Raw genomic sequence first — 23,210 nt, forward strand, 5'->3', positions numbered from 1 at the left:
GGGCGGCTTCACATTGGGGGCTGCCCGCGCGGTGAGGTCAATGGCAGCAGTACGCTTGTCTTGTTTGCACCACACGTCTCGCCGACAACGCGGGACGTATACGTTGTCTGTTGGAACAGCTGGGGTCCGCTCACAAGCGTGTTTGCCTGGCCGTGCAATGAGGGCACCATCCTAGGAGGACACGAAGATCCATGTCCAAGATCAAGGTTGAAGGCACCGTCGTCGAACTCGACGGCGACGAGATGACCCGGATCATCTGGCAGTTCATCAAGGACAAGCTGATCCACCCGTATCTCGATGTGAACCTCGAGTACTACGACCTCGGCATCGAATATCGGGACAAGACCGACGACCAGGTCACGATCGACGCCGCGAACGCCATCAAAGAACACGGTGTCGGCGTCAAGTGCGCCACGATCACCCCGGATGAGGCCAGGGTCGAGGAATTCGGCCTGAAGAAGATGTGGCGCTCGCCCAACGGCACCATTCGCAACATCCTCGGCGGAACCATCTTCCGCGCACCGATCATCATCTCGAATGTGCCGCGTCTGGTCCCCGGCTGGACCAAGCCCATCATCATCGGCCGTCACGCGTTCGGCGATCAATACCGCGCCACCGACTTCAAGGTATTCCAGGGCGGCACCGTCACCCTCACCTTCACCCCCGACGACGGCAGCGAGCCGATCGTGCACGAGGTCGTGAAGATGCCCGAGGACGGCGGCGTCGTCATGGGTATGTACAACTTCAAGAAGTCCATCGAAGACTTCGCGCGGGCCTCGTTCAACTACGGCCTGCAGCAGAACTACCCGGTCTACATGTCGACCAAGAACACCATCCTCAAGGCCTACGACGGCATGTTCAAGGACACCTTCCAGGAAGTGTTCGAGGCAGAGTTCAAGACCCAGTTCGACGCGGCGGGCCTCACCTATGAGCACCGTCTGATCGACGATATGGTCGCCTCCTCCATGAAGTGGGAGGGCGGCTACGTCTGGGCGTGCAAGAACTACGACGGCGACGTGCAGTCCGACACCGTGGCCCAGGGCTTCGGCTCGCTCGGTCTGATGACCTCGGTGCTGCTCACCCCGGACGGCCGCACCTGTGAGGCCGAGGCCGCGCACGGCACCGTCACCCGACACTACCGCCAGCACCAGCAGGGCAAGCCGACCTCGACCAACCCGATCGCGTCGATCTTCGCCTGGACCCGCGGCCTCGAGCACCGCGGCAAGTTGGACAACACCCCCGAGGTGATCGGCTTCGCGCAGACGCTCGAGGATGTCGTCATCAAGACCGTCGAGGGCGGCCAGATGACCAAGGACCTGGCGCTGCTCGTCGGCGGCGATCAGGGCTACCTGACCACCGAGGAGTTCCTCGGTGCGCTCGATGCCAACCTGGCCCGCGCCCTGCGCTGAGCTCCCCGCCTCTCCGCGCCTTTTGCCGGTCGTTGGGTGCCGCTAGGTGCCGTCGCGGGCGGCGGAAGAGCGCGGGGTCGGCATGGTGTACCCGGTGAGTTACCAGTGTGCTCACAACCGCACCGCCGCTGGTCATGTGGTGCCGACAGCCCCGGGCGTTCTCGAGAATTCGGCCGACGTGCGGGTAGGGCGGTGCTGAATGACGCGGGTGTTGGTCTCGTCCGGTCGGGCCGGGGCCAGCAAGGAGGGCGGGGTGCACGGCTGAGACGGGAGCATGGGTCCGGCGTGCGCCCTCTGTCGCGGCCGGTCGTCGGTGAGGTGGGCGGGCTTCCATACGTCGGCGGACACAGTTGAGGGGCGGCACTGCTTGGCGGTGCCACCCCTCAATTCAGTTCGATACGGCGGCGCTGGAAGTACCCGGCGCGCTGCCGTCATGCTCGCGGGCCACGCCGATACCCGCCCGACCCTGACACCGGAAATCCTGAGCGCGTTCAAGCCGGACCAGCAAGGCCTACACCCGACTGTGAGAAGTCGACATCAGGCAGCCAATTCAGCTGTTGCTCAATTTGTTTGGATGGTTCGGGTCAGCCAGGGCGGGGACCGCGCCGTGTAGGTCGGGCCCGGCAATCTCACCGGTCCACGCTTGATACAAACTACCGCAGGCACGATCGTCCTCGTCGCGGGCGGGCCTGATCATCGCGATCGGCGCCTTCCTCGACGGCCTCGAGGGGTTCCGGGATGGCACGGAGGGCCGGGAGGTGAAACCCCTCCCGGCCCCTCGCTACAGCACCTTTCGCTGTCTACCGGTACACAATGCCGGAAACGGTGAATTGCCCAGGCTAGGCAGTTCCACCCCCACCTGTTTCTGGAGAGCCCTCGGGGACCTCCCCGCCACCGCCGGGTCCTTGCTCACCTGGTCCTTGCTCGCCGGGTCCTTCTTCGCCCGGTCCTTGCTCACCTGGTCCACCCTGCTCGCCCGGTCCACCCCCACCCGGTCCACCCGGAGCACCGCCACCGGGAATCGGAATGGGGATGGGAATCGGGATGGGGATGGGGACGGGGAGAACTCCGACACCGCCACCGCCACCGAGACCGCCACCGAGACCGCCACCGCCACCGCCACCGAGACCGCCACCGGGAATAATAACTCCGCCGCCGCCGCCGGGGGGGATGGGGATGGGGATGGTTGTCACCGGCGTTGTCGGCGGTGCTGTCGTCGTTGTCGTTGTCGGCGGTGCAGTTGTTGTTGTCGTTGTCGGCGGTGCTGTAGTCGTGGACGTCGGTGGGATAGTGCAGTTGGGTCGGGTGATCCTGTTGTTGTCCAGGGTGACCGAGCCGTTTCGCGCCAAGAGGCGTCCCTCCACGATGGTTCCGGTCTGCGCCGAGATCGAGGTCAACGCCATGATGGTTCCGACGAAGGTGGTGTTGGTGCCCAGTGTCGCGGAGCTACCCACCTGCCAGAAGACATTGCACGGTGAGGCCCCGTTGATGAGGGCGACCGTGCTGTTCGATGCCGTGATCAACGTAGATCCCGCTTGGAAGATCCAGACCGAGTTGGGATCATTTTGCCCATCGAGGGTGACTGTCCCGGTTAGGCCCATGGGGCCCGCCGTGTTGTACACCCCCGCGACCAGTGTTTGGCCGCCGAGATCAGGGGGAGCGGCGGTGGCGGGACCGCGACCCGCAGCATCGTTATATGCCGTAGTCAGATCCGTTTGCGCTTGCAACGCCACCGCGTCGGCAGCGTGGAAGGTTCCCGTTCCGGGGGTAATAAGTCCCGGCGGAAATCCGGTAATCGCACTCCCCGGGCTGACCCCCACATCACCGGCGATGATCGTAGGCCCCGTGTTGGTGACCGTCTGGCCCGCCAGTACCGCAAAGGACGCGGCCGTTCCCAACCCGACAGGGGGCTGGGCCGCTGACGCTATCCCATTGAAGATCAGCAGGACTGTGGCGGTCACAACCGTCACCGCAGCGATGATCAATCGTCCGACCGGACGCGCCCGGGGCGAGTTGGACGCCAATGTCACTGGTTTCCCTTCGCCGTTGAACGGCACACGTGTGAATGTCACTGTGTGTCTTCGATGCAACTCGGGTACGTGGATGGGTGGGTCATGATTTGCTCATCGATGTTCTAGCAGCGTCCAAACCGCCCCGACCACGTCAATAAGTCGAAGCCAGAAATTAACCCATCCAGGGTCGCGCGACTTACGAAGTACCTTTCGATGCCGATGTAGCGGAGCGTGGGCGATGCTCGCGTCAGTTTGCTTGCTACTGAATCGGTGTCACGGTCGAGTCTCGCCACGGGAGTATCAGCGGTTCGCGAAAACGGTGCGCGATCTCTCTTCTGGCGGGCGACCACGCAAGCGCCCTCGAGGCCCGTCCTCGGGGGCACCACCAATCACCAAACAGGAAGAGGTTAAACAAACATGGGCGGTCTCGTCAGCGGTCTGCTGCCGATCGTGGGCAACCTTCTCACCGGCGTCGTCAGCGTTCTGGTCCACGCGCTGCTCTGACACGAATGTGTGGTTGCGGTCCGACTCCCGACATCTCGAAACAGTCGGTCGGGGGTCGGGCCGCAAACAATTCACTACGCCCCATACATACGTGATCAACCGATCGAGAGGCTGTTCGAATGATCCTCCAGCCCGTAATCAACGTCATCACAGGACTTCTCGCCGTCGTGGGAGACACATTCCATTTTCTGACCGGCGGCCTGCTCTAGGGGGCAATGACAATCCGGCGGGATGAACGTGAAGTACGGCAAGTCCAAGTAGAAGCTCGAGTCTGTGAGAGGTCGGATCGTAGTGTCGAGGAAGATAGCTCGAGCACTCGCCGTAACCGGCGTGTGTGCAGTCGTCGCAACGACCGGCGCCGTCGTCGCCGAACCCGCTACCGCTGCTCCGGAATTCGATCCGACCGACTGCCCGGCCCTGTACACCCTCGGGGTTCAGGGCACAGGGCAGTCCTCTTTCAGCGCATCGCCCACCGTCGACACCGGCTTGCTGTCGGGCGTTTTCGCGCCATTGCTGGCCAGCATTTCGAAGCCCGGAGCGATCGATCGCGCATACGTGCCCTATCCCGCGGCGTTCGGCGGGATCGTGCCCGGCGCTGCCACGTCGCCGTACGCACAATCCGTCTCCGCCGGACTCGACGAGTTGCGCAGCATGGCCCGCGCGATCAGCACTAGATGCGAGAACACCAGCCTGGCTTTGCTGGGGTATTCACAAGGGGCGCACGTTGTTTCGCTGTTCCTGCGGGAAGTGGGGCTCGGATACGGGGTGGTGGCACCGGACAAGATAGCCGGCGCCGCACTCTTCGGCGACCCGACCCGTGACTCGGGGGCACCAGTGTTCCCCGGCGCGCCGGGACAGCGCACCCCCGCCCCCGCGCCCGGCATCGACCGAACAGCATTAGCGGGGCTGCCACCAGTTGCGCAGGCGATGCCAGCGGGCGGTGGTATCGGGCCGCAACAAGACATCGCGGCAGACTTCGGCGCGCTCACCGGACGCGTGGCCTCGCTATGCATCGCAGAAGACCTCGCCTGCGATGCGCCCACGGGCACACCAATACTGCATGCGTTGACGAACATCATCGGCCAGGCACTGCTCTCCCCACTCGACCCAATCACCGCACTGTCCTCGATCATTCAAGCCGTTGTCGCGACAACCGTGAAGACCGCCGCCGCCGTGGTCAGCCAGGACGTGGATGGCAATACGGTCGAAACCCTGACGCTGACGTCCGAACGGACGCTCAGTCAGCGCCTTGCCGAAGCCTCGGACCCGCGGGTACCGGTTTATGGTCCCGACGCGCAGGCAGCATTGCTCAAAGTGGCTACAGTCACGCTCAATATTTTGCTCGCCGTAGTAGGCGTGACACTCGAACCGAGCGAAGTCGCCGAAATCCTCAGCGTGGGCGAGAATCAACCTTTGGACAGCATTGCCCTCCTTACGGAAAAAGTTACTGGACCGCGATTCCCATCGGAGCCGATCGAACCCGTCGGGAACCTGGTGACACAAGCGTTCGACGCGGTGGCCTTTGCCGTCGCAGACAACGCCGCGCTCCTCGAGCCCGCAACGTGGGCGAGATATCAGGATGTTGTCGCACGCCACGGCGCCTACGCATGGGAATCCGTCACCGAAACCGGCCAAACGCCAACCCAATTCGTCGCGGACTGGTTTGCAGCGCTGGCACGCGGTCTCGCCACTCGGACAGGCTCCGCTGCCAACGCCAAGGCTTCCGCCGCACCGAGTGTTCCCAGTCAGCCTATTGATCCACATCAGGCCGTAGCACCAGACGATGCATCTCCACCGGCCGTCCAGGCCTCCGAACCAGCTACGGCCGAATCCACGCTCCTACATCGCGCACCGCGAAAAGACATGTCGGCATCCGTTACCGCTGACCCTGATATCACAATGTGGGATTGCCTCCTGATGCTCCTGACGTTCCTGGTTTCGTGGCGACTGCTTCGATATCGGCTCGCCGCTGGAGATGCCGTCGGTGTCCGATCCAACTTTCTTGCCGGGTCCACGAACTCAGCATCGAACAACGCCAGCTGGGGTTGGAGCGCGCCGCCGATAGTCGTTGCAGTCGGAGCCATATCGCTTGTCGCGGTGTCGGCGCGCGAACTCCTGTACCTGTAGGGATACCGATAAATCGCCATTTTGCAGCGGCTGTGGGTTGGTGATGGCGCAGAGTGGCCGCAGCACGGGAAGATCAACACAGTCTTCCGCTCCCGCGACAGTCTGGCGCGCAGTATTCGCGGTCGAGCCGCCCTCATCGACCAAGGTGATGCTGGGGCCGGGTCTGTCATGGTGTGCCAGCGGGCGGCGGAGTGATGCCCACGAGCGCGGTGTAGACCACCACGTTGGACTGATAGCTTCTTATGGTGTGGTCGAATTCGCCGCCACACGTCACCAGTTGCAGCGCGCTGTATCCGCGCGAGTCGTAGACCTCATGGCGTGGGAACTCCGACTTGAGATAGGTGGCTACCCTCTCGACGAGGAAGTGAGCAACCGATCGGTCCGCTCTTGTCACGTCGACCTCGTCCCCGGCGCGCAGTGACGATAGTCGATAGAAGACCGCGGGTCCGGTGTAGGAGTCCACGTGTCCCAGGATGACCGCGGAGCCCATGTCTCCCGGTGGGGGGCCGTATCGGTACCAGCCCGCTACCTGAAAGTCCGTCGGAAGTTCTACGGTGCGATCAGGATTGAGGCCGAGCTCGGAGAGTGGTCCATCCACTGCGATAGCTGGGATGTGTAGTTCCACAGGGAGCGATTCTGGGAGCGCGGCCGGGACCACGGTACCGAATGCGGTCACGGCGGCATGGTGGGCCGGGACCGGATTTCCAGCTGGGCACAATCGAGCGATCGGACTCAGTGCCGCGAGAAGTAGCAGAATGCTCGCCGCTATCCGCAGGTGCCTCGACGACACCGGCGAACTGCGTCTTGGACTGCGCGGAGTGCGGGCTCGTGCTTCGGTCATTCCGGGGTCGCCCCGACCACATCCACCACCGGGTCCACCTGGATAGCTGAGGCCTTGCGGCGGGAGTTCCGGAATCGGTGGGCTGGGACCGCCGGGTAACCCTGGAATGACCGACGCAGCACGAAATGACGAGCTCATAGGAACTCCTCGACAGATAGAATTTATCCCTATGCCTCACATGCAATGGTGAATGCGACCGGATCGGTTCTATCGCCTCGGCAACCAGCGAAGTGCTTATGGCACTCGACACGTGTTACTAGGATTTTACGCTTCAAGGCCGTAGATCCTAATTAAACTTTAGGTTCGGGCGGTAGGGCCGAGACTGAAGGTGATGCATCTATTAGTCTGCCGTAGTAGCCACGGGTGGGAATCAGGAGAAACCGGCGGGGCTCTCTCTGTCGGACTCGGCATTAGATCAGGCGACCGGTTGGTTTTAGGAGGTCGAGTGGATCGTTTCACTGCCGTCGGGTTAATCGCGTAACTCTTACGCACAACGACCACGAGACCTGACCTCGAGAGGCAGGAGCCGTGGCCCTGGCGTGGGGGAACTCACGCTTGCCTGGGAAGCGCGGGCGGTCGTCGGACGGTTACATGATGTTGTGACCAGTCCCGTAACAACGCAGAGTTCCGCACGTGCCGAGGGCGAGCGGACGGACTGGCATATTCCGGCGATGCTCGCGCTTGCCCTCGGTGGATTCGGAATCGGCACAACCGAATTCGTCACCATGGGTTTGCTGCCCGATATCGCGAGCGCCATGCACGTGTCCGAGCCGACGGCAGGTCATGCCGTATCGGCCTATGCGCTCGGCGTTGTCGTCGGCGCTCCGCTGATCGCCGCACTGGCCGCACGGGCGCCGCGCAAACGTCTGCTCGTCGCCTTGATGGTGGCATTCACCATCGGAAATGCGGCGACCGTCATTGCGCCCACCTTCGCACTCCTGGTCGTCGCGCGGTTCGTTTCTGGCCTGCCGCACGGCGCATATTTCGGCGTCGCCTCATTGGCCGCCGCGACGCTGGCACCAATAGGACAGCGCGCCAAGGCGGTTGCCGCGGTTATGCTGGGATTGAGCGCCGCCAATGTTGTCGGCGTTCCCAGTGCGACCTGGCTGGGCCAGCATCTCGGCTGGCGCGATGCCTTCGTGGTGGTGGCGGTGATCGGTATCGCCACCGTCGCGGCGCTGATCCGATTTGTGCCGGAGCTGCACGGCATCCGGATCACCAACCCGATGACCGAACTCGGCGCACTGCGTCGCTCACAGGTGCTGCTGACCCTGCTGGTCGGCGCGATCGGCTTCGGCGGCATGTTCGCCGTGTACACCTACGTCACCACCACGCTGACCGATGTGGCCGGTCTGCGGCTCGGACTGGTGCCGTTCGTGCTCATGCTCTTCGGGCTCGGGATGGTCGCAGGCAATATCGTCGGCGGCATTCTGGCCGATCGCGGTGTCGATCGGGCAATCTATGGCTCGATGATCGCCATGGTCGTCATCCTCGCGGGATTCGTTGCCGCTGCGCACAATCCATACACGGCGGCTATCGGCGTGTTCCTGATCGGCGCATCGGGTGCGGCGCTCGCGCCCGGTCTGCAGACCCGCTTGATGGATGTGGCCGCCGACGCCCAGACCCTCGCCGCGGCGCTGAATCATGCGGCCCTCAATCTCGCCAATGCGGCCGGCGCGTGGTTGGGTGGACTCGTCATCGCGGCGAGTCTGGGCTACACCGCGCCCGCGGCCGTCGGTGCTGGTCTGGCCGTGTTCGGCGTTCTGTTGTTCACCGTGACTGTCTGGGCCGGTCGCCGCTCAGTGGCTTAGCTGCTGGGTTCGAGCGCGACGACCGGAATCACCCGATCGGTTTTGGTCTCGTATTCGGCGAATCCCGGCATGACCTCGACCATGGCCGCGTAGAGCCGATCGCGTTCCGGGCCTGCGGTGATCGGGGTGGCTGTCGCCTCGATGGTGTCGGTGCCGATCTCGAGCGTGACCTTCGGGTTCGCCAGCAGATTGTGATACCAGTCCGGGTTATCGGGTGCACCGGCCTTGGACGCGATGATCACGAAACGGTCGCCGTCGCGGATATAGGCCGCCGGATTCGTGCGCGGCAGTCCGGTCTTGGCGCCGGTCGTGGTGAGCAGCAGCAGATCCTTGCCTTCGAACGGTCCGCCGACCTTGCCCGCATTCGCACGGAACTCCGCGATGATGTTCTGGTTCCAATCGTTGGCCATCTGGACTCCTCGGATCGAGAGATCGGGTCGAGGTAATCGTCGCCGATATATGGTCCGATCAGATCACCTTTTTGAAGAATCCGCGCAGGTCGGCGAGTAACAAATCGGGGGCTTCGTGGGCCGCCCAGTGCCCGCCTCGGTCGTATTCGTGCCATTGCACGAGGTTGCGATGGTCGCGTTCAGCGAATTTGCGCGGCGGTTTGAAGTCGAAACCGAAGGAGGCCAGCCCGATCGGCACGGTGGTCGGCTGCTTCGCCTGGGGTGCGCGATCGTGCTCGAAGTAGAACCGGGCCGCGGGCGCCGAGGTATTGGTGAACCAGTAGATTGCCACATTGGTGAGCAATTCGTCGGTGCTCATCGCGTTCACCAGCGCCTGGCCGCTCCAGGCGAGTTGGCCGACGGGGGAATCCGACAGTGCGTGGCCGAGGGTCTGTGGCTGCGCTTGCTGGGCGGCATTGTGGATGGCGTGCGCGCGGAATTTCTGCCCGAAGTACACCAGGATGAGCTCGTATTCGCTGAGTCCGTCCAGCTCGCCCGGCTCGCGCCTGGGAAAGGAATAGAGCTGGGTCACGTGCACGCCGACGACTCGGTCCGGGGCGAATCGGCCCAGCTCGGGTGCCACGATGGCGCCGCAGTCGTTGCCGTGCACACCGTAGCGATCGTAGCCGAGGCGGTTCATCAGCTCGTCGAATGCAGCCGCCATGCGTGTCGGGCGCCAACCGGCGGTGTGGGTCGGTCCCGAGAAGGCGAAGCCAGGGTAGGACGGGATCACCACGTGGAAGGCGTCGCTCGGATCGCCGCCGTGTGCGCGTGGATCGGTCAATTCGCCTACCAGGCCGAGGAATTCGGTGAACGAACTCGGCCAACCGTGCGCGAGTAGCAGTGGCATCGCGTCGGGCTCGGGCGAGGTGACGTGCACGAAATGGATGGTTTGCCCGTCTATTTCGGTCGTGTATTGCGGAAATGCATTGAGCCGCCGCTCTTGTGCGCGCCAGTCGAAACTATCGCGCCAATATTCGTGCAGCGGACGGACGAATGACAGCGGAACGCCGTACTCCCAGCCGGGCCGCACCGGCACGCCCGGGTATACCCGGCCCGCGATCTCCCGAGCGGGCAGTTCCGCGACGTACCTGGTGTGGGTCAGACGGTACGCCAGGTCAGCCAGGTCGGCCTGCGGGATCGCGATGCGGAAGGGCTTGATCTCGGACACGGACTCAGCCTGCGAGAGTCGCGCGGCCGGAACAACGCCGAATCCGACTGTCTTTCGATCACTTTCGCTTATCGGCTGCCATGTGCAGCAGCCGGTCTACCAGCGTATCGACGTAATCGTCGGTGAGCGCGCCGGTGCCGAAAAGGGTGCGGGTGTAGAGCGGGGCCAGGATGATGTCGACCACCTCCAACACCTCGGGGGCCGCTTCGCCGCGCGCGGTGGCCCGATCCAGCATGGCCTGGACCTGGTTCGCCCGTTCAGTGAGGAATCGATCGCGCGTCTGTTCGCCCGCCGTGCCGGTGTCGAGCAGCGCGAGAATCGTGCGCAGCAGCGCCAATCCGTCCGTCCCGCTGACATCGCGGGCCGCCTTGACGGCATAGGCGCGTAGATCGCCCTCGAGCGAACCGGTATTCGGCATCGCCGACTCGGTCCCGAGCCGATCGACGGTCACCTCCATGGCCAGCGCTTCGAGATTGCCCCAGCGCCGGTAGATGCTGGTATCGGCGACGCCGGCGCGCGCCGCGACATCGGCGACGGTGAAGTTGCCGTAGCCGCGTTCGGCGACCAGTTCGGTGACCGCCTGGTGTACCGCCGCACGCACGCGAGCGCTGCGACCTCCGGGACGGCGGGCGCGGGCTTGTTCATCCATGCCCCCATCCTAACGCAGTGCTGACTTGCGTTTGTGGCCGCCACTCGTTATCGTGAGCTTAACGCCGTTACGAACTGCGTTTAGGAGCTGACATGGAACCGATCTTCTTTCCCGACAACCACTCGTTCTGGTACGAGACGCTGCGCATCTTCGGTCACATCGCTTATGGCGGAGCGGATTTCGGCGAGGTCGCGGTCACTGCCCAGCGGATCGTCCCCGACGATTACGACAGCTGGTACGACGAGTGGCTGGCAACGGCCGATCGGGTAGCGGCCGCGGCGCGGACGGCGCATCGGGTCAGCGCCCGCGACGGCTATCTGCGTGCGTCGAACTACTACCGCGCCGCGGAATTCTTCCTGCACGGCAATGCCGCCGACCCGCGCATCCGGCATGCCTACGATGCGTCGGTCGAATGCTTCCGCGCCGCAATCGAACTCGCGGACCAAGTGATCGAGCCGGTGCTGATTCCGTACGAAGGCACCACCCTGCCGGGCTACTTCTACCGCGCGGACGACTCGGGTGAACAGCGTCCAACGGTGGTGATGCACAACGGGTTCGATGGCACCGTCGAGGAAATGCACTTCTTCGGCGCGGCAGCGGCCGTTGAGCGCGGCTACCACGTGCTCAGCTTCGATGGTCCGGGGCAGCCGGGCGTCAGACACCACCAAGGGTTGGCCTTCCGTCCGGATTGGGAGAACGTCGTCGGCCCCGTGCTCGACTACATTGCGGCGCGACCCGAAGTGGATACCGACCGGATCGCGCTGCTCGGGGTCAGCATGGGTGGTGTCCTCGCGCCGCGCGCCGCCGCCTTCGACCAGCGGGTCGCGGCCCTGATCGCCGTCGACGGCATCTACGACCTCGGCGACATCTCCACCGCGGGTCTGCCCGGTGAACGTGCGGAACTCGAGCGCAGGCTCCGCGCTGCGGACGATCCGGAGCTCGATGCCGCGCTCGAGGCGGCGATGGCAGCGAATCCCGTTATGCGCTGGGCGATTTCGCACGGCATGTACGCCATGGGCGTCAGCACGCCGCGTGCTTTCGCCGCCAGCTACCTCGACTACCACGTCCGCGAGGGCATCGCGGAGAAGATCGCCTGTCCCACGTTGGTGTGCGCGGGTGCCGATGACGGGTTCTTCAAAGCTCAGCCCGAACGCCTTTTCGCGCATCTGACCTGCCCGAAGACGCTGCTCGAGTTCACCGCCGAGCAGGGCGCCGATGCCCATTGCCAGTCCGGCGCACAACGTTTCGCATTCGCTCGCATCTACGACTGGCTCGACGACACCTTCGACCGGGCCTAACCCGTTGCTGCTCGATACTTCCAGGAGACCTGACATGAACACGATCGACCGCATCGACCGAGCCATCGATATGACCGGCGGCATCGTCGAAGGCATCGCCGCAGAACAGCTGACCGCGCCGACGCCGTGCCGGGAATGGGACCTGCGCGAACTGCTCAATCACCTGGTGGGCGGCATGAATATCTTTGCCGCGCAACTGCAGGGCCTGACCCCCGTCCGCGACCACCACGACGACTGGCTCGGCGCCGATCCGCAGGGCGCCTACGCCGAGGCGGCCGAGCTCGACCGCACGGCCTGGCATCGTCCCGACGCACTCGAGCAGAAGGTGCGTCTCGGCTTCGGCGAGGTGCCCGGCCCGATGGCGGCGGTGATCCACCTGACCGAACTCGTCGTGCACGGTGTCGATCTGGCGGTCGCCACCGGACAGATGCACTCGGTCGACGAGCAGCTGTGCGCGGAGCTGCTGGCGATCATGCGTGAAATGGGCATCGAAAACTTCCGCGTACCAGGGATGTTCGGTCCGGAGGTTGCGGCGCCCCGCGATGCTCCCGCGCACCGGCGGCTGCTCGCCTACGTTGGCCGAGCCTGAGCCCCGTGGCCCGTCGCATCGTTGCGGCGGGCCTTTGCCGTGCCGTCTGCCTTCGTCGCGTCAGCCTGTCTTCGACCGCGTCGCCATCAGCTCGGACGCGTCCGACCGCGGCGTCAGTTCTGCTCCAGTGGCCCCAGCTCACGAACAACGTTCGCCAGCGCGCGAATCTGCTCGGTTTCACCGCCGCTGCGCCAGATCAGCGCCCACCGGACCAGGTGTGAATCGCTGATCGGCACGTAGCGGATACCGGGGCGGTTGTAGTAGCGGGCGACGTGGCTCATGCCCATGGTGAAGGCGCTGCGGGTGCTGGCGACCGTCAGGATGTCTTCCACCGTCGAGACGGTGGAAACGCGTTCGATAGAGCGGCCCCCGGGTGTGTAGAAGGGGCTGATGGCATCTTCCCAGTAGTCGGGCATCGGTTTGCTCGGCGCCAGCACGCCGCGATCGCCGAAAACTTCCAGAGATAAGTGCTTTTCGTCCGCGAGCTCGTGGTCGTCGCCCATCATGGCCACCATGGGTTCGGTCGAGATGATCGGCCCGACGGTCAAATCAGGTTCCTCGACCGGTAACCACGCGATGACGATGTCGGCCTCGCCGCGTCGCAATGGGTCGAACTGTTCGACGAATTCGATATTGCGGATCTGTAGTTCCCACTGTGGGTGCCGGGTTCGGAAGAGTTCCCAAAATGGCCGGTAGTCATATGAATTGAAGCCGATCATCGCGATACGAAGCACCCGAGCCGCGCCCTGCGCGGTCGTCCGCGCGTTCTCGATCGCCTGGGTCAGACCGTGGTAGGCGGGGCGCAGATCGGTGAGCAGCTGCTTGCCGAGCGCGGTCAGTTGGATATTGCGCGGGTTGCCGCGGTCGATGAGACGCCCCCCGATACGACGTTCCTGATTCTTGATCGACTGGCTGATCCGAGCCTGGGAAAGATACAGCCGTTCCGCGGTCCGCCCGAAGTGCAACTCCTCGGCCAGCGCCAGAAAGATCTCGATATCTCTCAGTTCCATCGTGGTGCTCCTGATCGGTTACGCCAGCCAATCAGACCATTTTTCGACGGAACGCGCTCACCGTGCTCAGTCGCCTACGGCGGAGATCCGCGCGGCACCGGGACGCGCCGTGAAGCGTCGCCGCTCGAAGTCCCAAAAGCGGTAGATCGGCCACTGCACCGTGTGCGTGAGCCACGCGCCGACGATGAAGGCGCGATGGCGGGACTGCCAGGCCGTGCGCCGGATGGCCATATTCGCACCCTGCAGATTGCCGACCCGGCCGCCGAACTTGCCGCGCCGATCCTGCAGGTAGATACCGAGTTTCAGGAGGAAGCCGACGGGTGAGTCGTGGTAGGTGGTGATGCCGGTGAGCGCGGCCGTATCGGGATGTTCGATGAAGTGACCTCTGATGACCTCGCCCCAGTCCGGATCGACCAGCGTATCGGCGTCGGTCCGGGCAATGAGCCGAATCCGGCGGCCCGTGATCACTTTTGCTTATCGGTCCACGCGGCGATGAACATACAGATCTGTATGTAAGTGTAGAATCGCCGGAATGACCAGGTCCGAAGCGCCCAAGCAGCAGCGCCGCACGCAGGAGCAGCGCAGTAGTGAGATGCGCACGCGTCTGCTCGATGCCACCATCGACTGCCTGGTTGAATACGGATACGCCGGGACCACGACGCCGCGGGTAGCCGAACGGGCCGGGGTCACCCGCGGTGCCCAAGTGCATCACTTCGGGTCCAAGACCGATCTGGTGGTCGCGGCGATCAGCCATCTGGCGCAGTTGCGCGCGGAGACCGCGATGCGGGAGATGTCCAGGGTGCAGGGCGGCGGCGATCCGGTCGGGGCGGCCTTGGACTTCCTGTGGGAGCTACATCAGGGGCCACTGTTCATCGCTACCGCTGAGCTGTGGGTGGCGGGTCGGACTGATCCGGTTCTCGCCTCGGCGATGGAGAAGGTCGAGCCGTTCGTCAATAATGCCGTGCTGATGGCGGTCGCTCGATTCGTCCCGGATGAGATGCGGCGCAAGGAAGCTCGCGATTTCGTCTACACCGCGATGGACGCATTGCGCGGAATCCTGGTTTCCAACTTCATAGATCCGGATTCCGAACGGGCGCACCGACGTTGGCGGCGAGCTTCGGTGCATCTGCGAGAGATCGCCACGGCCGCATTGGCCGCGCATCCATTGTCGCGGCCCGCCGAATAGAACCCTCTCAGCGTTGGCGCGCCGGAACGGCGGACGCGTTGGCGAGATCGTCGGCAGATACTTGTCGACCGCAATATCTGTTGCGACGGTGACGATCCACGCGATTGCGCAATCGGCGTAGAAGCCGACGATGTTGTTCGGTAATGCCGCGCGCGCAGGGCAGAGACAAGGCTGAGGATCTGCGTGATCGCGCCGAAGAGCGCCCGGCAGCCGATGCGGGCGCGCACCGCGGGATCGTCGCTGGCGACGGCCGCGCGGTGCTCTTCGGGCCGAGCATCGGCCGGGGCTGGTGGGCGGCCCATGCCTCTGCGCGCCTGGACAACTCGCCGTTGACCCTTGGCGCAATATTCAGCGCGCGCCGAATGGTGCTGATACTCGTCCTGAGCAGGGAGTTCTCACGTTTCATGAGCCGAATTGCCTCGAGCTCTTGCAGGCTTACATACAGCTCTGTATGTTTGTTTCTGTTCGATCCGGACGGGTTCGAACACTGCGGGCCGCGTCTTCGGCCCGGCGCATGGTCACACCGGGTCAGGTACTAAGTGAGGAGTTCGATGGCGAACAAGGTCTACGTCGTTGGCGTCGGCATGACGAAGTTCGAAAAGCCGGGCCGCCGAAAGAACAAGGACGGCAGCGCTTGGGACTACCCGGATATGGCGCGGGAATCGGGCACCAAGGCCCTGGCTGATGCCGGGGTCGACTATCGCGAAGTCGAACAGGCCTATGTCGGTTATGTTTACGGCGAATCCACCTCCGGACAGCGCGCGGTCTACGAACTCGGGATGACCGGCATTCCGGTGGTCAACGTCAATAACAACTGCTCGACCGGCTCCACGGCGCTTTTCCTTGCGGCGCAGGCTATTCGGGGTGGCCTGGCCGATTGCACCCTGGCATTGGGTTTCGAGAAGATGCAGCCGGGCTCGCTCGGTTCCACCTGGGACGATCGCGAACAGCCGATGGCCAAACACGTCATGGCACTCGCGGAGATCTCCGAGGTGCTTTTTCCGGTGGCGCCGTGGATGTTCGGTGCGGCCGGGCGCGAGCATATGAAGCAATACGGCACCACCGCGCAGCATTTCGCGAAGATCGGCTACAAGAATCACAAGCATTCGGTGAACAACCCGTATTCGCAGTTCCAGGACGCGTATTCGCTCGATGACATCCTGGGCTCGCGGATGATCTACGACCCGCTCACCAAGCTGCAGTGTTCGCCGACCTCGGACGGTTCGGGTGCGGTCGTGCTGGCCAGCGAGGAATTCGTGAACTCGCACGACCTCGCCGCACAGGCGGTGGAGATCGTCGGCCAGGCGATGACCACCGACTTCGCCTCCACCTTCGACAACACCGCCAAGAATCTCATCGGCTACGACATGAATGCTCGAGCCGCACAGAAGGTTTACCAGCAGGCGGGCCTCGGTCCGGAGGACTTCCAGGTCATCGAGCTGCACGATTGCTTCTCCGCCAACGAACTGCTGCTCTACGAGGCCCTCGGGCTCTGCGGCGAGGGCGAGGCCGGAAAGCTCATCGACGACAACCAGACCACCTACGGCGGCAAGTGGGTGGTGAATCCCTCCGGCGGGTTGATTTCCAAGGGACATCCTTTGGGCGCAACGGGTTTGGCGCAGTGCTCCGAACTCACCTGGCAGCTGCGCGGGACCGCCGACAAGCGTCAGGTCGACAACGTCACCGCCGCGCTGCAGCACAATATCGGCCTCGGCGGCGCCGCGGTCGTCACGGCCTACCAGCGAGCCGACCGCTGATCTCTGCTCGGCGAAAGCCGGATGCAGCAACAATATTCACTCGACGAGGAGTACTCATGGGCCATATCGAAGCCACCAAGGACGTCAACGCCACCCCGGATGCGTTGTGGGCTGTCGTCTCCGATCCGCAGACCTGGGACAAGTGGTTCACCATTCACGAGCGCTTCATGGAGGAGCCGCCCGCCACCTTGGCCGAGGGGGCCAAACTGGTTGCGAAGATCGTCATGCTCGGCATGGCGAACAAGTTGGAATGGACCGTCGTCGCGGTCGAGCAGCCGAACAAACTCACCCTCGGCGGCACCGGAATGGCCGGGGTGAAGACCGAGTTCACCTTCGATATCCAGCCCAAGGGCGATGGTGGCAGCACCATCCTGGTCTCGGGTGACTTCGAGGGCGCGCTGATCAAGGGCGCGCTCGGCAAGGCGGTCGAGAAGGACGGTCTGAAGCAGTTGGACCGATCGCTCGAACAGCTCGACGCGCTGGCCTCGGCCTGAAAAGGGGTCGGTAATGACAGCTGCTGCGGCCCGGCCGGTGGAGTTCGACGACAGCGGACTCGAAACCTGGTGTGACAATGAGCGTTTCGAAGTGACCAGGGAGCGGATCGCAGAATACGCCGCCGCGACCAATGATCCGATCGAGGTGCATCTGTCGGGCGAGGTGGCCGCACCGATCTTCGGCATCGTCCCGGTCTTCGAGGCCATGATGATGCCGGTGATCGATGTCGCGCCGATGGATATATTCGGCCGAGTCGTGCACGGAGAGCAGGATTTCCACTTCCACCGCGCGATCCTGCCGGGGGACGAACTGGTCTCGCGGGCCAAGGCGATCGGCTACGCCAGCCGTTCCAATGGCAGCACCATCACCATTCTCATCGAATGCCGTACCGAGGCAGGGGAATTGGTGAACGAGCAGTATCTGACGGCCTTCTTCCGCAATATCGACGCGGGTAAGACGGTCGGTGTCGCCGCTCCGGCGCACAAGTTCGACGAGAACCTTCGGTCACAGGATCCGATCGCGGTCGTGCCGCAGCATGTCGATCTCGATCAGACCTACCGCTATTCGCCCGCGTCCGGCGATCCGGTGCCGCTGCATCTGGACGAGCAGGTCGCCAAGGATGCCGGTCTGCCCGGGATCATCGCGCACGGTCTGTGCACCATGGCCTTCGCATCGTGGGCCGTGCTCACCGAGGTCGCGGGCTCGGATGTCCACCGGCTGAAGCGATTCGCGGTGCGCTTCGCCAAGATGGTCTTCCCCGGTGACGACCTGCAGACCCGGATCTGGCGGATCGGCTCGGAAAACGGCGTCACCACGTACGCCTTCGAGACCGTCCGTGGCGAAGACGTCGTCCTGAGCGACGGTCTCGCCGAAGTCGCCGACCAACTACTGAACAACTGAGGAGCCATCTAGATGGGTGCATTGGAAGGACGGGTCGCCGTCGTCACCGGCGCAGGTCGCGGCATCGGACGTGAGCATGCGCTGCTGTTCGCACGCGAAGGTGCGGCCGTCGTCGTGAACGACCTCGGTGGCAGCAATGCCGGTGAGGGTTCCGACGTCGGTCCGGCCCAGCAGGTCGTGAACGAGATCATCGCGGCGGGCGGCAAGGCCGTTGCGAACACCGACAACATCGCGACCTGGCAGGGTGCCGCTAACGTTGTCGCCCAGGCGATTTCGGAGCTCGGCGGTCTCGATATCGTGGTCAACAATGCGGGCATCCTGCGCGATGCCTTCATCGCGGGCATGGACGAGGCGCAGTGGGACGGGGTGATCGCCGTACACCTCAAGGGCCACGCCGCGGTGCTGCATCACGCGGCGGCGTACTGGAAGGCGCAGAGCAAAGCAGGCAACCAGCCGAACGCTGCGGTAATCAATACCGCCTCGGCCTCCGGAACGACCATCCCGAATGCGGGCCAGGCCAACTATGGCGCGGCCAAGGCGGCAATCGCCGCGCTGACCCTGGTCGCTGCCGACGAGCTCGCGCGCTACGGCGTCCGGGTCAATGCCATCGCGCCGATCGCGCGCACCCGGCTCACCCTGGCCACCCCCGGCATGGGCGAGATGATGGCCGCCGAAGCCTCGGCGGTCGAGGACGGCGATTTCGACGCCTTCAGCCCGGCCAATATTTCTCCGCTGGTCGCCTATCTGGCATCGGAAAAGTGCCCGATCACCGGCAAGGTTTTCGCGGTTCAGGGCGGTGCCATATCCGAGCTGGCAGGCTGGCACGACGTGAAGACGATCGAGACCGACGGGCCGTGGCTCATCGACGATATCGCCGCTCGGCTGCCTTGATCTCGCGGGAACGTTAGGAGACGACGATGTTCGAATGGTCCGAGACCGACGAGATGATCCGCGAGGCGGTGCGCAACTTCATCGATAAGGAGGTCCGCCCGCAGCTCGACGCACTGGAGAGCGGTGAGCTCACCCCCTACCCGATCATTCGGAAGTTGTTCAGCGACTTCGGAATAGATGCGCTGGGTGGGGAGGCGGTGCAGCGACTGCTCGCCAAGGAGCGCGAGAAGGCGGAGGCGCTGGCCGCGGGCGAGCCGCTGCCGGAGAAGTCCGAAAAGCCATCCGGCGGTAGCCCGTTCGCCGGTCAGGAGTCGCTGATGGCGGTACTGATCGGGGAGTTGTCCGGCGTCTGCATGGGGCTGGTCACCGCGATGGGTGTCAGCATCGGTCTCGGCGCCACCACCATCCTGTCGCGTGGCACGCTCGCGCAGAAGCAGCGCTGGCTTCCCGATATCGTCACCATGAAAAAGGTTGCGGCATGGGCGATTACCGAACCCGACTCCGGTTCGGACGCGTTCGGCGGCATGAAGACCTATGTCAAGCGCGACGGTGAGGACTACATCCTCAACGGTCAGAAGACCTTCATCACGAATGGCCCGTTCGCCGACGTGATGATCGTCTACGCGAAGCTCGACGAGGGTGACGGCGGCGATAAGCGCGAGCGCAAGGTGCTCACCTTCGTGCTCGACAAGGGGATGGATGGCCTCACCCAGGGCAAGCCGTTCAAGAAGATGGGCCTGCACGCCTCGCCGACCGGTGAATTGTTCTTCGACAATGTGCGCCTGGGCCGCGACCGGCTGCTCGGTGAGACCGAGGAGCACAAGGGCGGCGACGGCCGGGAGAGCGCCCGCTCCAGCTTCACCGCCGAACGCATCGGTGTCGGTTTCATGGCGTTGGGCATCATCAACGAATGTCACCGGCTCTGCCTGGACTATGCCAAGAGCCGCAAGCTGTGGGGTCAGGAGATCGGCCGCTTCCAGTTGGTGCAGCTCAAGCTGGCCAAGATGGAGATTGCCCGGATCAACGTGCAGAACATGGTCTTCAACACCCTCGAGCGCGGTAAGGCGGGTAAGCCGCCGACGCTCGCCGAGGCATCGGCCATGAAGCTCTACGCCTCCGAGGCTGCCACCGAGGTGGCCATGGACGCGGTCCAACTGTTCGGCGGCAACGGTTACATGACCGAGTACCGAGTCGAGCAACTCGCCCGTGACGCCAAGTCCTTGATGATCTATGCGGGCAGCAATGAAATCCAGGTGACCCACATAGCCAAGGGCCTGCTCGCCCAGTAGCGCGAACTTCGCGGTCGGCACAGCACATAGGTGACGGCGCACGGCATGTGCTGGGTTTTCACACCGCGCGCAAGTGAGTGCGGCTGGCGTAGATATGTTCGGCTATTAGCGTCGCGATGCGGTCCGGAGCTTCGAGCATGGGGACGTGCCCGACGCCGTTGACCAGGATGCGGTCGGCGGAGTCGGGCAGTTCCCGCAGGAAGCGGCGGGCGTATACGCGGTTGGGGATGATCCGGTCGTATTCGGCCATCAGCAGGCGCACCGGGGTCGGAAGGTTCGACAGGTCTTCCAGCGCGGGAGCGCGCACGGTGCCCAGGATCAACGGGAGCAGGACCTGGCAGTGCAGTGCGGCGTTGATCACGGCGGCGATATCGCGGCGCGAGACGGCCGCCGCGTTCTTGCTCAGCAGCATGAGGGCGAAGCGTTGCGCGATCGGATTGTTGATCGCGAATCCGCCGAGCCGCTTACCGACCTGGACGATCGGCACCAGCGAGAGGAATTTCGCACCGACGCGGAACTGGATGAGCGAGGGCGACTGCCAACCGCCCGCCGGTGCGATCGCGGTCAGGGTGCGGGCCCGGCCGCGTCGGGCCAGTTCGAAGCCGACCCAGGCGCCGAGCGAATTGCCCGCGATATGGCAGGTACGCCAACCGAGTTCATCGAGTTGATCCTCGATCCGGTCGGCGAGGGTATGGACATCGGTCGACCAGCCGTCGATCGGTTCACCACCCCAGTGGCCGGCAAAGGCGGGGGCGAATACCTCGCAATGCGCGGAAAGCCGCAGCGCGACCTGTTCCCAACAGTGCGGCGAAAGCATGAACCCGTGCAGCAGCAGAACCGGATCACCGGATCCGATATGCAGCGCTTTGATGGGGGCGGGAGAGTTGGTGGTGCCTGACTTCATCGTCATTCACCCCTTCCTGGACTGCGATGTCCCGGGGGAGTTCGTCTGACCAGCATTGTACGGTCGTTTGGTGCCTTATATCATCTCGTCGATCAATGTGAACGGGGTCCGTGCGGCGACGGGCAAGACGGGCAAGGGGATGCTCGAGTGGCTGGCGGTCACCGAAGCCGACATCATCTGCCTGCAGGAGACCCGGGCAACCGATGAGCAGACCCGCGCCGCGCTCGCGCCCGCACTGGATGCGGGCTGGTATCTGACGCATGCGGAACCGGGAGCGAAGGGGCGGGCCGGAGTCGGCATTCTGTCCCGGCGCGAACCGCGTGCCGTGCGCATCGGACTCGGCGGCTGGCAGGACGGAACCTGGCATCCCAGCGCTGAATTCGCCGGTACCGGACGCTATGTCGAGGCCGAATTCGATGAATTGACCGTGGCCAGCGTGTACGTGCATACCGGCGAGGCCGATACGCCGATGCAGGACGAGAAGTACCGCTTCCTCGACGAGATCGGCACCCATATGCGGGCCCAGACCAGCGATTTCGTGATCTGCGGCGACTGGAATGTCGCGCATACCGAACTCGATATCAAGAACTGGAAGGGCAACCTGAAGAATTCTGGCTTCCTGCCGCAGGAGCGGGCCTGGATCGACGGCATGCTCGCCGCCGGATATGTGGACGTGGTGCGCAACCTGCATCCCGGCGTCGCGGGCCCGTACAGCTGGTGGTCCTACCGCGGCCGCGCCTACGACAACGACGCGGGCTGGCGCATCGACTACCACCTGGCCCGCGGCGAGGTGGCGGGCCGGGCGAAGCAGGCGGTGGTGGAACGCGCCGCCACCTACGCCGAGCGCTGGTCCGACCACGCGCCCGTCACGGTGCAGTACCGATAAAGTTCGCGGTATGGCAGTGCTGGAGATCGGGATCGCATGAATATTTCATCGAAGCGGGTTCGCGCCTTCGCCGCATTAGGTGTGGCTCTGCTGGCCTTGGTGATCGCACTGCTCGCCTCGCGTGGCGGGGACAGCAAGCCGAGCGCGGCCTCGGTGACCTCCACCACGCGCAGCGCCAGCGTGGCGGTTCCGGCGCGCGGCCCGGATGTCACCACCACATCCACAGTCCGAGCCCCCGGCGTTCCGGATCGCGCCTACGCGACCCTGACCGAAATCGACGCGGGCCGCTGGCCGGATTCAGCGAACGCGTCCGGCACCAAGGGTGGTGACCGCTGGATGAATCGCGGCGGCACCCTGCCCGCCAAGGATTCGGCGGGCAAAGCCATCACCTACCAGGAATGGGATGTGAACCCGAAGCAGCCCAACCGTTCCCGCGACGCCGAACGCATCGTCACCGGCAGCGACGGTTCGGCCTGGTACACCGGTGACCACTACGAGACCTTCACGAGGATGCGCTGATGACAGTTCCGTTATCGCAGTTCCTTGCCCGTCCCGAGGTCCAGCGGTCCACCGACGCCGCGGCCTCGGCGCCGTCCGCCGTGGTGGGTGCCCTCCCCGTCGACGCGCCAACGCTCAGCGGCGTGCGCTACGACGCACCCGTCGACTACGCGGTACGCGAACTGCGGGGGCCCAAAATGCAAACCACCGCAGGTGTTTTCGACGAATTCGCGGCCGCCTTCCAATTCCCGTATTACTTCGGCGCGAATAAGGACGCCTTCGACGAATGTCTGCGCGATCTCGATGATTTCGTCGGCCCCGCCGCCGGATATGTTGCCGTAATCCGCGATTCGGCCGAGCTACTGATCGATGAACTGGAAGAACGCGCATGGTTCATCGAAGCCATGCGCGAGGCCGCCGAATACTGGTCCACCAAGGGCCTGGCCTTCCGGGTCGTGCTCCAAGGCGAACCATCCGACCCGGAAATCGTCCGCCTGAGCCCGTAGCGCCGAACACAGTCGAATGGTGGCTGTC

The 23,210-nt window shown here is 64.2% G+C and carries 22 protein-coding genes; 14 read left to right on the forward strand and 8 right to left on the reverse strand.

Going from position 1 to position 23,210, the window contains the following annotated elements; all coding sequences use genetic code 11:
* Positions 1 to 191 precede the first annotated feature (191 nt).
* A complete protein-coding gene (locus ACIBG0_RS11770) occupies positions 192 to 1,409 on the forward strand; it encodes an NADP-dependent isocitrate dehydrogenase (protein ID WP_387293878.1) in 1,218 nt (405 codons plus the stop codon).
* An 839-nt stretch (positions 1,410 to 2,248) separates the two neighbouring features.
* Here the strand turns inward: ACIBG0_RS11770 and ACIBG0_RS11775 are convergent.
* Positions 2,249 to 3,481 carry an ice-binding family protein gene (locus ACIBG0_RS11775; protein ID WP_397031672.1) on the reverse strand — a complete coding sequence of 411 codons (1,233 nt, stop codon included), beginning with the start codon at positions 3,479 to 3,481 and terminating at the stop codon, positions 2,249 to 2,251.
* Positions 3,482 to 4,480: 999 nt separating this feature from the next.
* Between ACIBG0_RS11775 and ACIBG0_RS11780 the strand changes: the two genes are divergently transcribed.
* Positions 4,481 to 6,052 (forward strand): cutinase family protein, encoded by a 1,572-nt coding sequence (locus tag ACIBG0_RS11780; protein ID WP_397031997.1) that lies wholly within the window; start codon positions 4,481 to 4,483, stop codon positions 6,050 to 6,052.
* A gap of 166 nt (positions 6,053 to 6,218) precedes the next feature.
* On the opposite strand, the gene ACIBG0_RS11785 is transcribed toward ACIBG0_RS11780, so the two are convergent.
* Complete coding sequence (locus ACIBG0_RS11785) at positions 6,219 to 6,728, reverse strand: class F sortase (RefSeq protein WP_397031673.1); 510 nt, start codon at positions 6,726 to 6,728, stop codon at positions 6,219 to 6,221.
* Positions 6,729 to 7,564: 836 nt separating this feature from the next.
* Between ACIBG0_RS11785 and ACIBG0_RS11790 the strand changes: the two genes are divergently transcribed.
* Positions 7,565 to 8,704 carry an MFS transporter gene (locus ACIBG0_RS11790; protein WP_397031998.1) on the forward strand — a complete coding sequence of 380 codons (1,140 nt, stop codon included), beginning with the start codon at positions 7,565 to 7,567 and terminating at the stop codon, positions 8,702 to 8,704.
* Here ACIBG0_RS11790 and ACIBG0_RS11795 read toward each other — a convergent pair.
* Genes ACIBG0_RS11795 through ACIBG0_RS11805 form a run of 3 tightly spaced genes read right to left on the reverse strand, consistent with a single transcriptional unit; the run spans position 8,701 to position 10,973 of the window.
* Positions 8,701 to 9,114 carry a nitroreductase family deazaflavin-dependent oxidoreductase gene (locus tag ACIBG0_RS11795; RefSeq protein ID WP_397031674.1) on the reverse strand — a complete coding sequence of 138 codons (414 nt, stop codon included), beginning with the start codon at positions 9,112 to 9,114 and terminating at the stop codon, positions 8,701 to 8,703. The two genes, ACIBG0_RS11790 and ACIBG0_RS11795, sit on opposite strands and share 4 nt — an antisense overlap.
* A gap of 58 nt (positions 9,115 to 9,172) precedes the next feature.
* The gene (locus ACIBG0_RS11800; RefSeq protein WP_397031675.1) at positions 9,173 to 10,324 is read right to left on the reverse strand and encodes an epoxide hydrolase family protein; all 1,152 of its coding nucleotides are present in this window, start codon (positions 10,322 to 10,324) and stop codon (positions 9,173 to 9,175) included.
* Between the two features lie 58 nt (positions 10,325 to 10,382).
* Positions 10,383 to 10,973, reverse strand: a complete 591-nt coding sequence (locus ACIBG0_RS11805; protein ID WP_397031677.1) for a TetR/AcrR family transcriptional regulator — start codon at positions 10,971 to 10,973, stop codon at positions 10,383 to 10,385.
* Between the two features lie 92 nt (positions 10,974 to 11,065).
* Between ACIBG0_RS11805 and ACIBG0_RS11810 the strand changes: the two genes are divergently transcribed.
* Together ACIBG0_RS11810 and ACIBG0_RS11815 are read left to right on the forward strand one after the other, a co-directional pair.
* Positions 11,066 to 12,271 (forward strand): alpha/beta hydrolase family protein, encoded by a 1,206-nt coding sequence (locus ACIBG0_RS11810; RefSeq protein WP_397031679.1) that lies wholly within the window; start codon positions 11,066 to 11,068, stop codon positions 12,269 to 12,271.
* Between the two features lie 34 nt (positions 12,272 to 12,305).
* Positions 12,306 to 12,860 (forward strand): TIGR03086 family metal-binding protein, encoded by a 555-nt coding sequence (locus ACIBG0_RS11815; protein ID WP_397031681.1) that lies wholly within the window; start codon positions 12,306 to 12,308, stop codon positions 12,858 to 12,860.
* Between the two features lie 113 nt (positions 12,861 to 12,973).
* Here ACIBG0_RS11815 and ACIBG0_RS11820 read toward each other — a convergent pair whose 3' ends face one another.
* On the reverse strand, positions 12,974 to 13,870 hold the full coding sequence (locus ACIBG0_RS11820; RefSeq protein WP_397031683.1) for a LysR family transcriptional regulator: 897 nt from the start codon (positions 13,868 to 13,870) through the stop codon (positions 12,974 to 12,976).
* A gap of 66 nt (positions 13,871 to 13,936) precedes the next feature.
* On the reverse strand, positions 13,937 to 14,338 hold the full coding sequence (locus tag ACIBG0_RS11825; RefSeq protein ID WP_397031685.1) for a hypothetical protein: 402 nt from the start codon (positions 14,336 to 14,338) through the stop codon (positions 13,937 to 13,939).
* A gap of 64 nt (positions 14,339 to 14,402) precedes the next feature.
* On the opposite strand from ACIBG0_RS11825, the gene ACIBG0_RS11830 reads away from it, so the two are divergent.
* The 6 genes from ACIBG0_RS11830 to ACIBG0_RS11855 all read left to right on the forward strand — a co-directional run bounded on the left by ACIBG0_RS11830 (position 14,403) and on the right by ACIBG0_RS11855 (position 20,388).
* On the forward strand, positions 14,403 to 15,056 hold the full coding sequence (locus ACIBG0_RS11830) for a TetR/AcrR family transcriptional regulator (protein ID WP_397031687.1): 654 nt from the start codon (positions 14,403 to 14,405) through the stop codon (positions 15,054 to 15,056).
* A gap of 551 nt (positions 15,057 to 15,607) precedes the next feature.
* Positions 15,608 to 16,813: a lipid-transfer protein gene (locus ACIBG0_RS11835; RefSeq protein WP_397031689.1), complete on the forward strand. Its 1,206-nt coding sequence runs from the start codon at positions 15,608 to 15,610 to the stop codon at positions 16,811 to 16,813.
* Positions 16,814 to 16,869: 56 nt separating this feature from the next.
* Entirely contained in the window at positions 16,870 to 17,307 is a 438-nt protein-coding gene (locus ACIBG0_RS11840; protein WP_397031691.1) for an SRPBCC family protein, read from the forward strand.
* 13 nt (positions 17,308 to 17,320) lie between these two features.
* On the forward strand, positions 17,321 to 18,208 hold the full coding sequence (locus ACIBG0_RS11845) for a MaoC/PaaZ C-terminal domain-containing protein (RefSeq protein WP_397031692.1): 888 nt from the start codon (positions 17,321 to 17,323) through the stop codon (positions 18,206 to 18,208).
* Positions 18,209 to 18,220: 12 nt separating this feature from the next.
* Positions 18,221 to 19,099, forward strand: a complete 879-nt coding sequence (locus ACIBG0_RS11850) for an SDR family oxidoreductase (RefSeq protein ID WP_397031694.1) — start codon at positions 18,221 to 18,223, stop codon at positions 19,097 to 19,099.
* Between the two features lie 26 nt (positions 19,100 to 19,125).
* On the forward strand, positions 19,126 to 20,388 hold the full coding sequence (locus tag ACIBG0_RS11855; RefSeq protein ID WP_397031696.1) for an acyl-CoA dehydrogenase family protein: 1,263 nt from the start codon (positions 19,126 to 19,128) through the stop codon (positions 20,386 to 20,388).
* Positions 20,389 to 20,446: 58 nt separating this feature from the next.
* On the opposite strand, the gene ACIBG0_RS11860 is transcribed toward ACIBG0_RS11855, so the two are convergent.
* The gene (locus ACIBG0_RS11860) at positions 20,447 to 21,298 is read right to left on the reverse strand and encodes an alpha/beta fold hydrolase (RefSeq protein ID WP_397031697.1); all 852 of its coding nucleotides are present in this window, start codon (positions 21,296 to 21,298) and stop codon (positions 20,447 to 20,449) included.
* Between the two features lie 64 nt (positions 21,299 to 21,362).
* Here ACIBG0_RS11860 and ACIBG0_RS11865 point away from each other — a divergent pair, with 64 nt between their 5' ends.
* Genes ACIBG0_RS11865 through ACIBG0_RS11875 form a run of 3 tightly spaced genes read left to right on the forward strand, consistent with a single transcriptional unit; the run spans position 21,363 to position 23,182 of the window.
* Positions 21,363 to 22,178: an exodeoxyribonuclease III gene (locus ACIBG0_RS11865; protein ID WP_397031700.1), complete on the forward strand. Its 816-nt coding sequence runs from the start codon at positions 21,363 to 21,365 to the stop codon at positions 22,176 to 22,178.
* A gap of 36 nt (positions 22,179 to 22,214) precedes the next feature.
* Complete coding sequence (locus ACIBG0_RS11870) at positions 22,215 to 22,697, forward strand: ribonuclease domain-containing protein (protein WP_397031701.1); 483 nt, start codon at positions 22,215 to 22,217, stop codon at positions 22,695 to 22,697.
* Positions 22,697 to 23,182: a barstar family protein gene (locus tag ACIBG0_RS11875; RefSeq protein WP_397031702.1), complete on the forward strand. Its 486-nt coding sequence runs from the start codon at positions 22,697 to 22,699 to the stop codon at positions 23,180 to 23,182. Before ACIBG0_RS11870 ends, ACIBG0_RS11875 begins: the two co-directional genes overlap by 1 nt.
* Positions 23,183 to 23,210: the final 28 nt, after the last annotated feature.

Origin of the sequence: Nocardia sp. NPDC050630 (genome assembly GCF_044457245.1) — a bacterium.
Lineage (GTDB): Bacteria > Actinomycetota > Actinomycetes > Mycobacteriales > Mycobacteriaceae > Nocardia.

Coding starts and splice junctions, on each gene's coding strand:
- ACIBG0_RS11770 (WP_387293878.1), top strand. CDS start 192: ATGTCCAAGATCAAGGTTGAAGGCACCGTCGTCGAACTCGACGGCGAC.
- ACIBG0_RS11790 (WP_397031998.1), top strand. CDS start 7,565: ATGCTCGCGCTTGCCCTCGGTGGATTCGGAATCGGCACAACCGAATTC.
- ACIBG0_RS11795 (WP_397031674.1), bottom strand. CDS start 9,114: ATGGCCAACGATTGGAACCAGAACATCATCGCGGAGTTCCGTGCGAAT.
- ACIBG0_RS11805 (WP_397031677.1), bottom strand. CDS start 10,973: ATGGATGAACAAGCCCGCGCCCGCCGTCCCGGAGGTCGCAGCGCTCGC.
- ACIBG0_RS11810 (WP_397031679.1), top strand. CDS start 11,066: ATGGAACCGATCTTCTTTCCCGACAACCACTCGTTCTGGTACGAGACG.
- ACIBG0_RS11815 (WP_397031681.1), top strand. CDS start 12,306: ATGAACACGATCGACCGCATCGACCGAGCCATCGATATGACCGGCGGC.
- ACIBG0_RS11820 (WP_397031683.1), bottom strand. CDS start 13,870: ATGGAACTGAGAGATATCGAGATCTTTCTGGCGCTGGCCGAGGAGTTG.
- ACIBG0_RS11830 (WP_397031687.1), top strand. CDS start 14,403: ATGACCAGGTCCGAAGCGCCCAAGCAGCAGCGCCGCACGCAGGAGCAG.
- ACIBG0_RS11835 (WP_397031689.1), top strand. CDS start 15,608: ATGGCGAACAAGGTCTACGTCGTTGGCGTCGGCATGACGAAGTTCGAA.
- ACIBG0_RS11840 (WP_397031691.1), top strand. CDS start 16,870: ATGGGCCATATCGAAGCCACCAAGGACGTCAACGCCACCCCGGATGCG.
- ACIBG0_RS11845 (WP_397031692.1), top strand. CDS start 17,321: ATGACAGCTGCTGCGGCCCGGCCGGTGGAGTTCGACGACAGCGGACTC.
- ACIBG0_RS11850 (WP_397031694.1), top strand. CDS start 18,221: ATGGGTGCATTGGAAGGACGGGTCGCCGTCGTCACCGGCGCAGGTCGC.
- ACIBG0_RS11855 (WP_397031696.1), top strand. CDS start 19,126: ATGTTCGAATGGTCCGAGACCGACGAGATGATCCGCGAGGCGGTGCGC.
- ACIBG0_RS11860 (WP_397031697.1), bottom strand. CDS start 21,298: ATGACGATGAAGTCAGGCACCACCAACTCTCCCGCCCCCATCAAAGCG.
- ACIBG0_RS11870 (WP_397031701.1), top strand. CDS start 22,215: ATGAATATTTCATCGAAGCGGGTTCGCGCCTTCGCCGCATTAGGTGTG.
- ACIBG0_RS11875 (WP_397031702.1), top strand. CDS start 22,697: ATGACAGTTCCGTTATCGCAGTTCCTTGCCCGTCCCGAGGTCCAGCGG.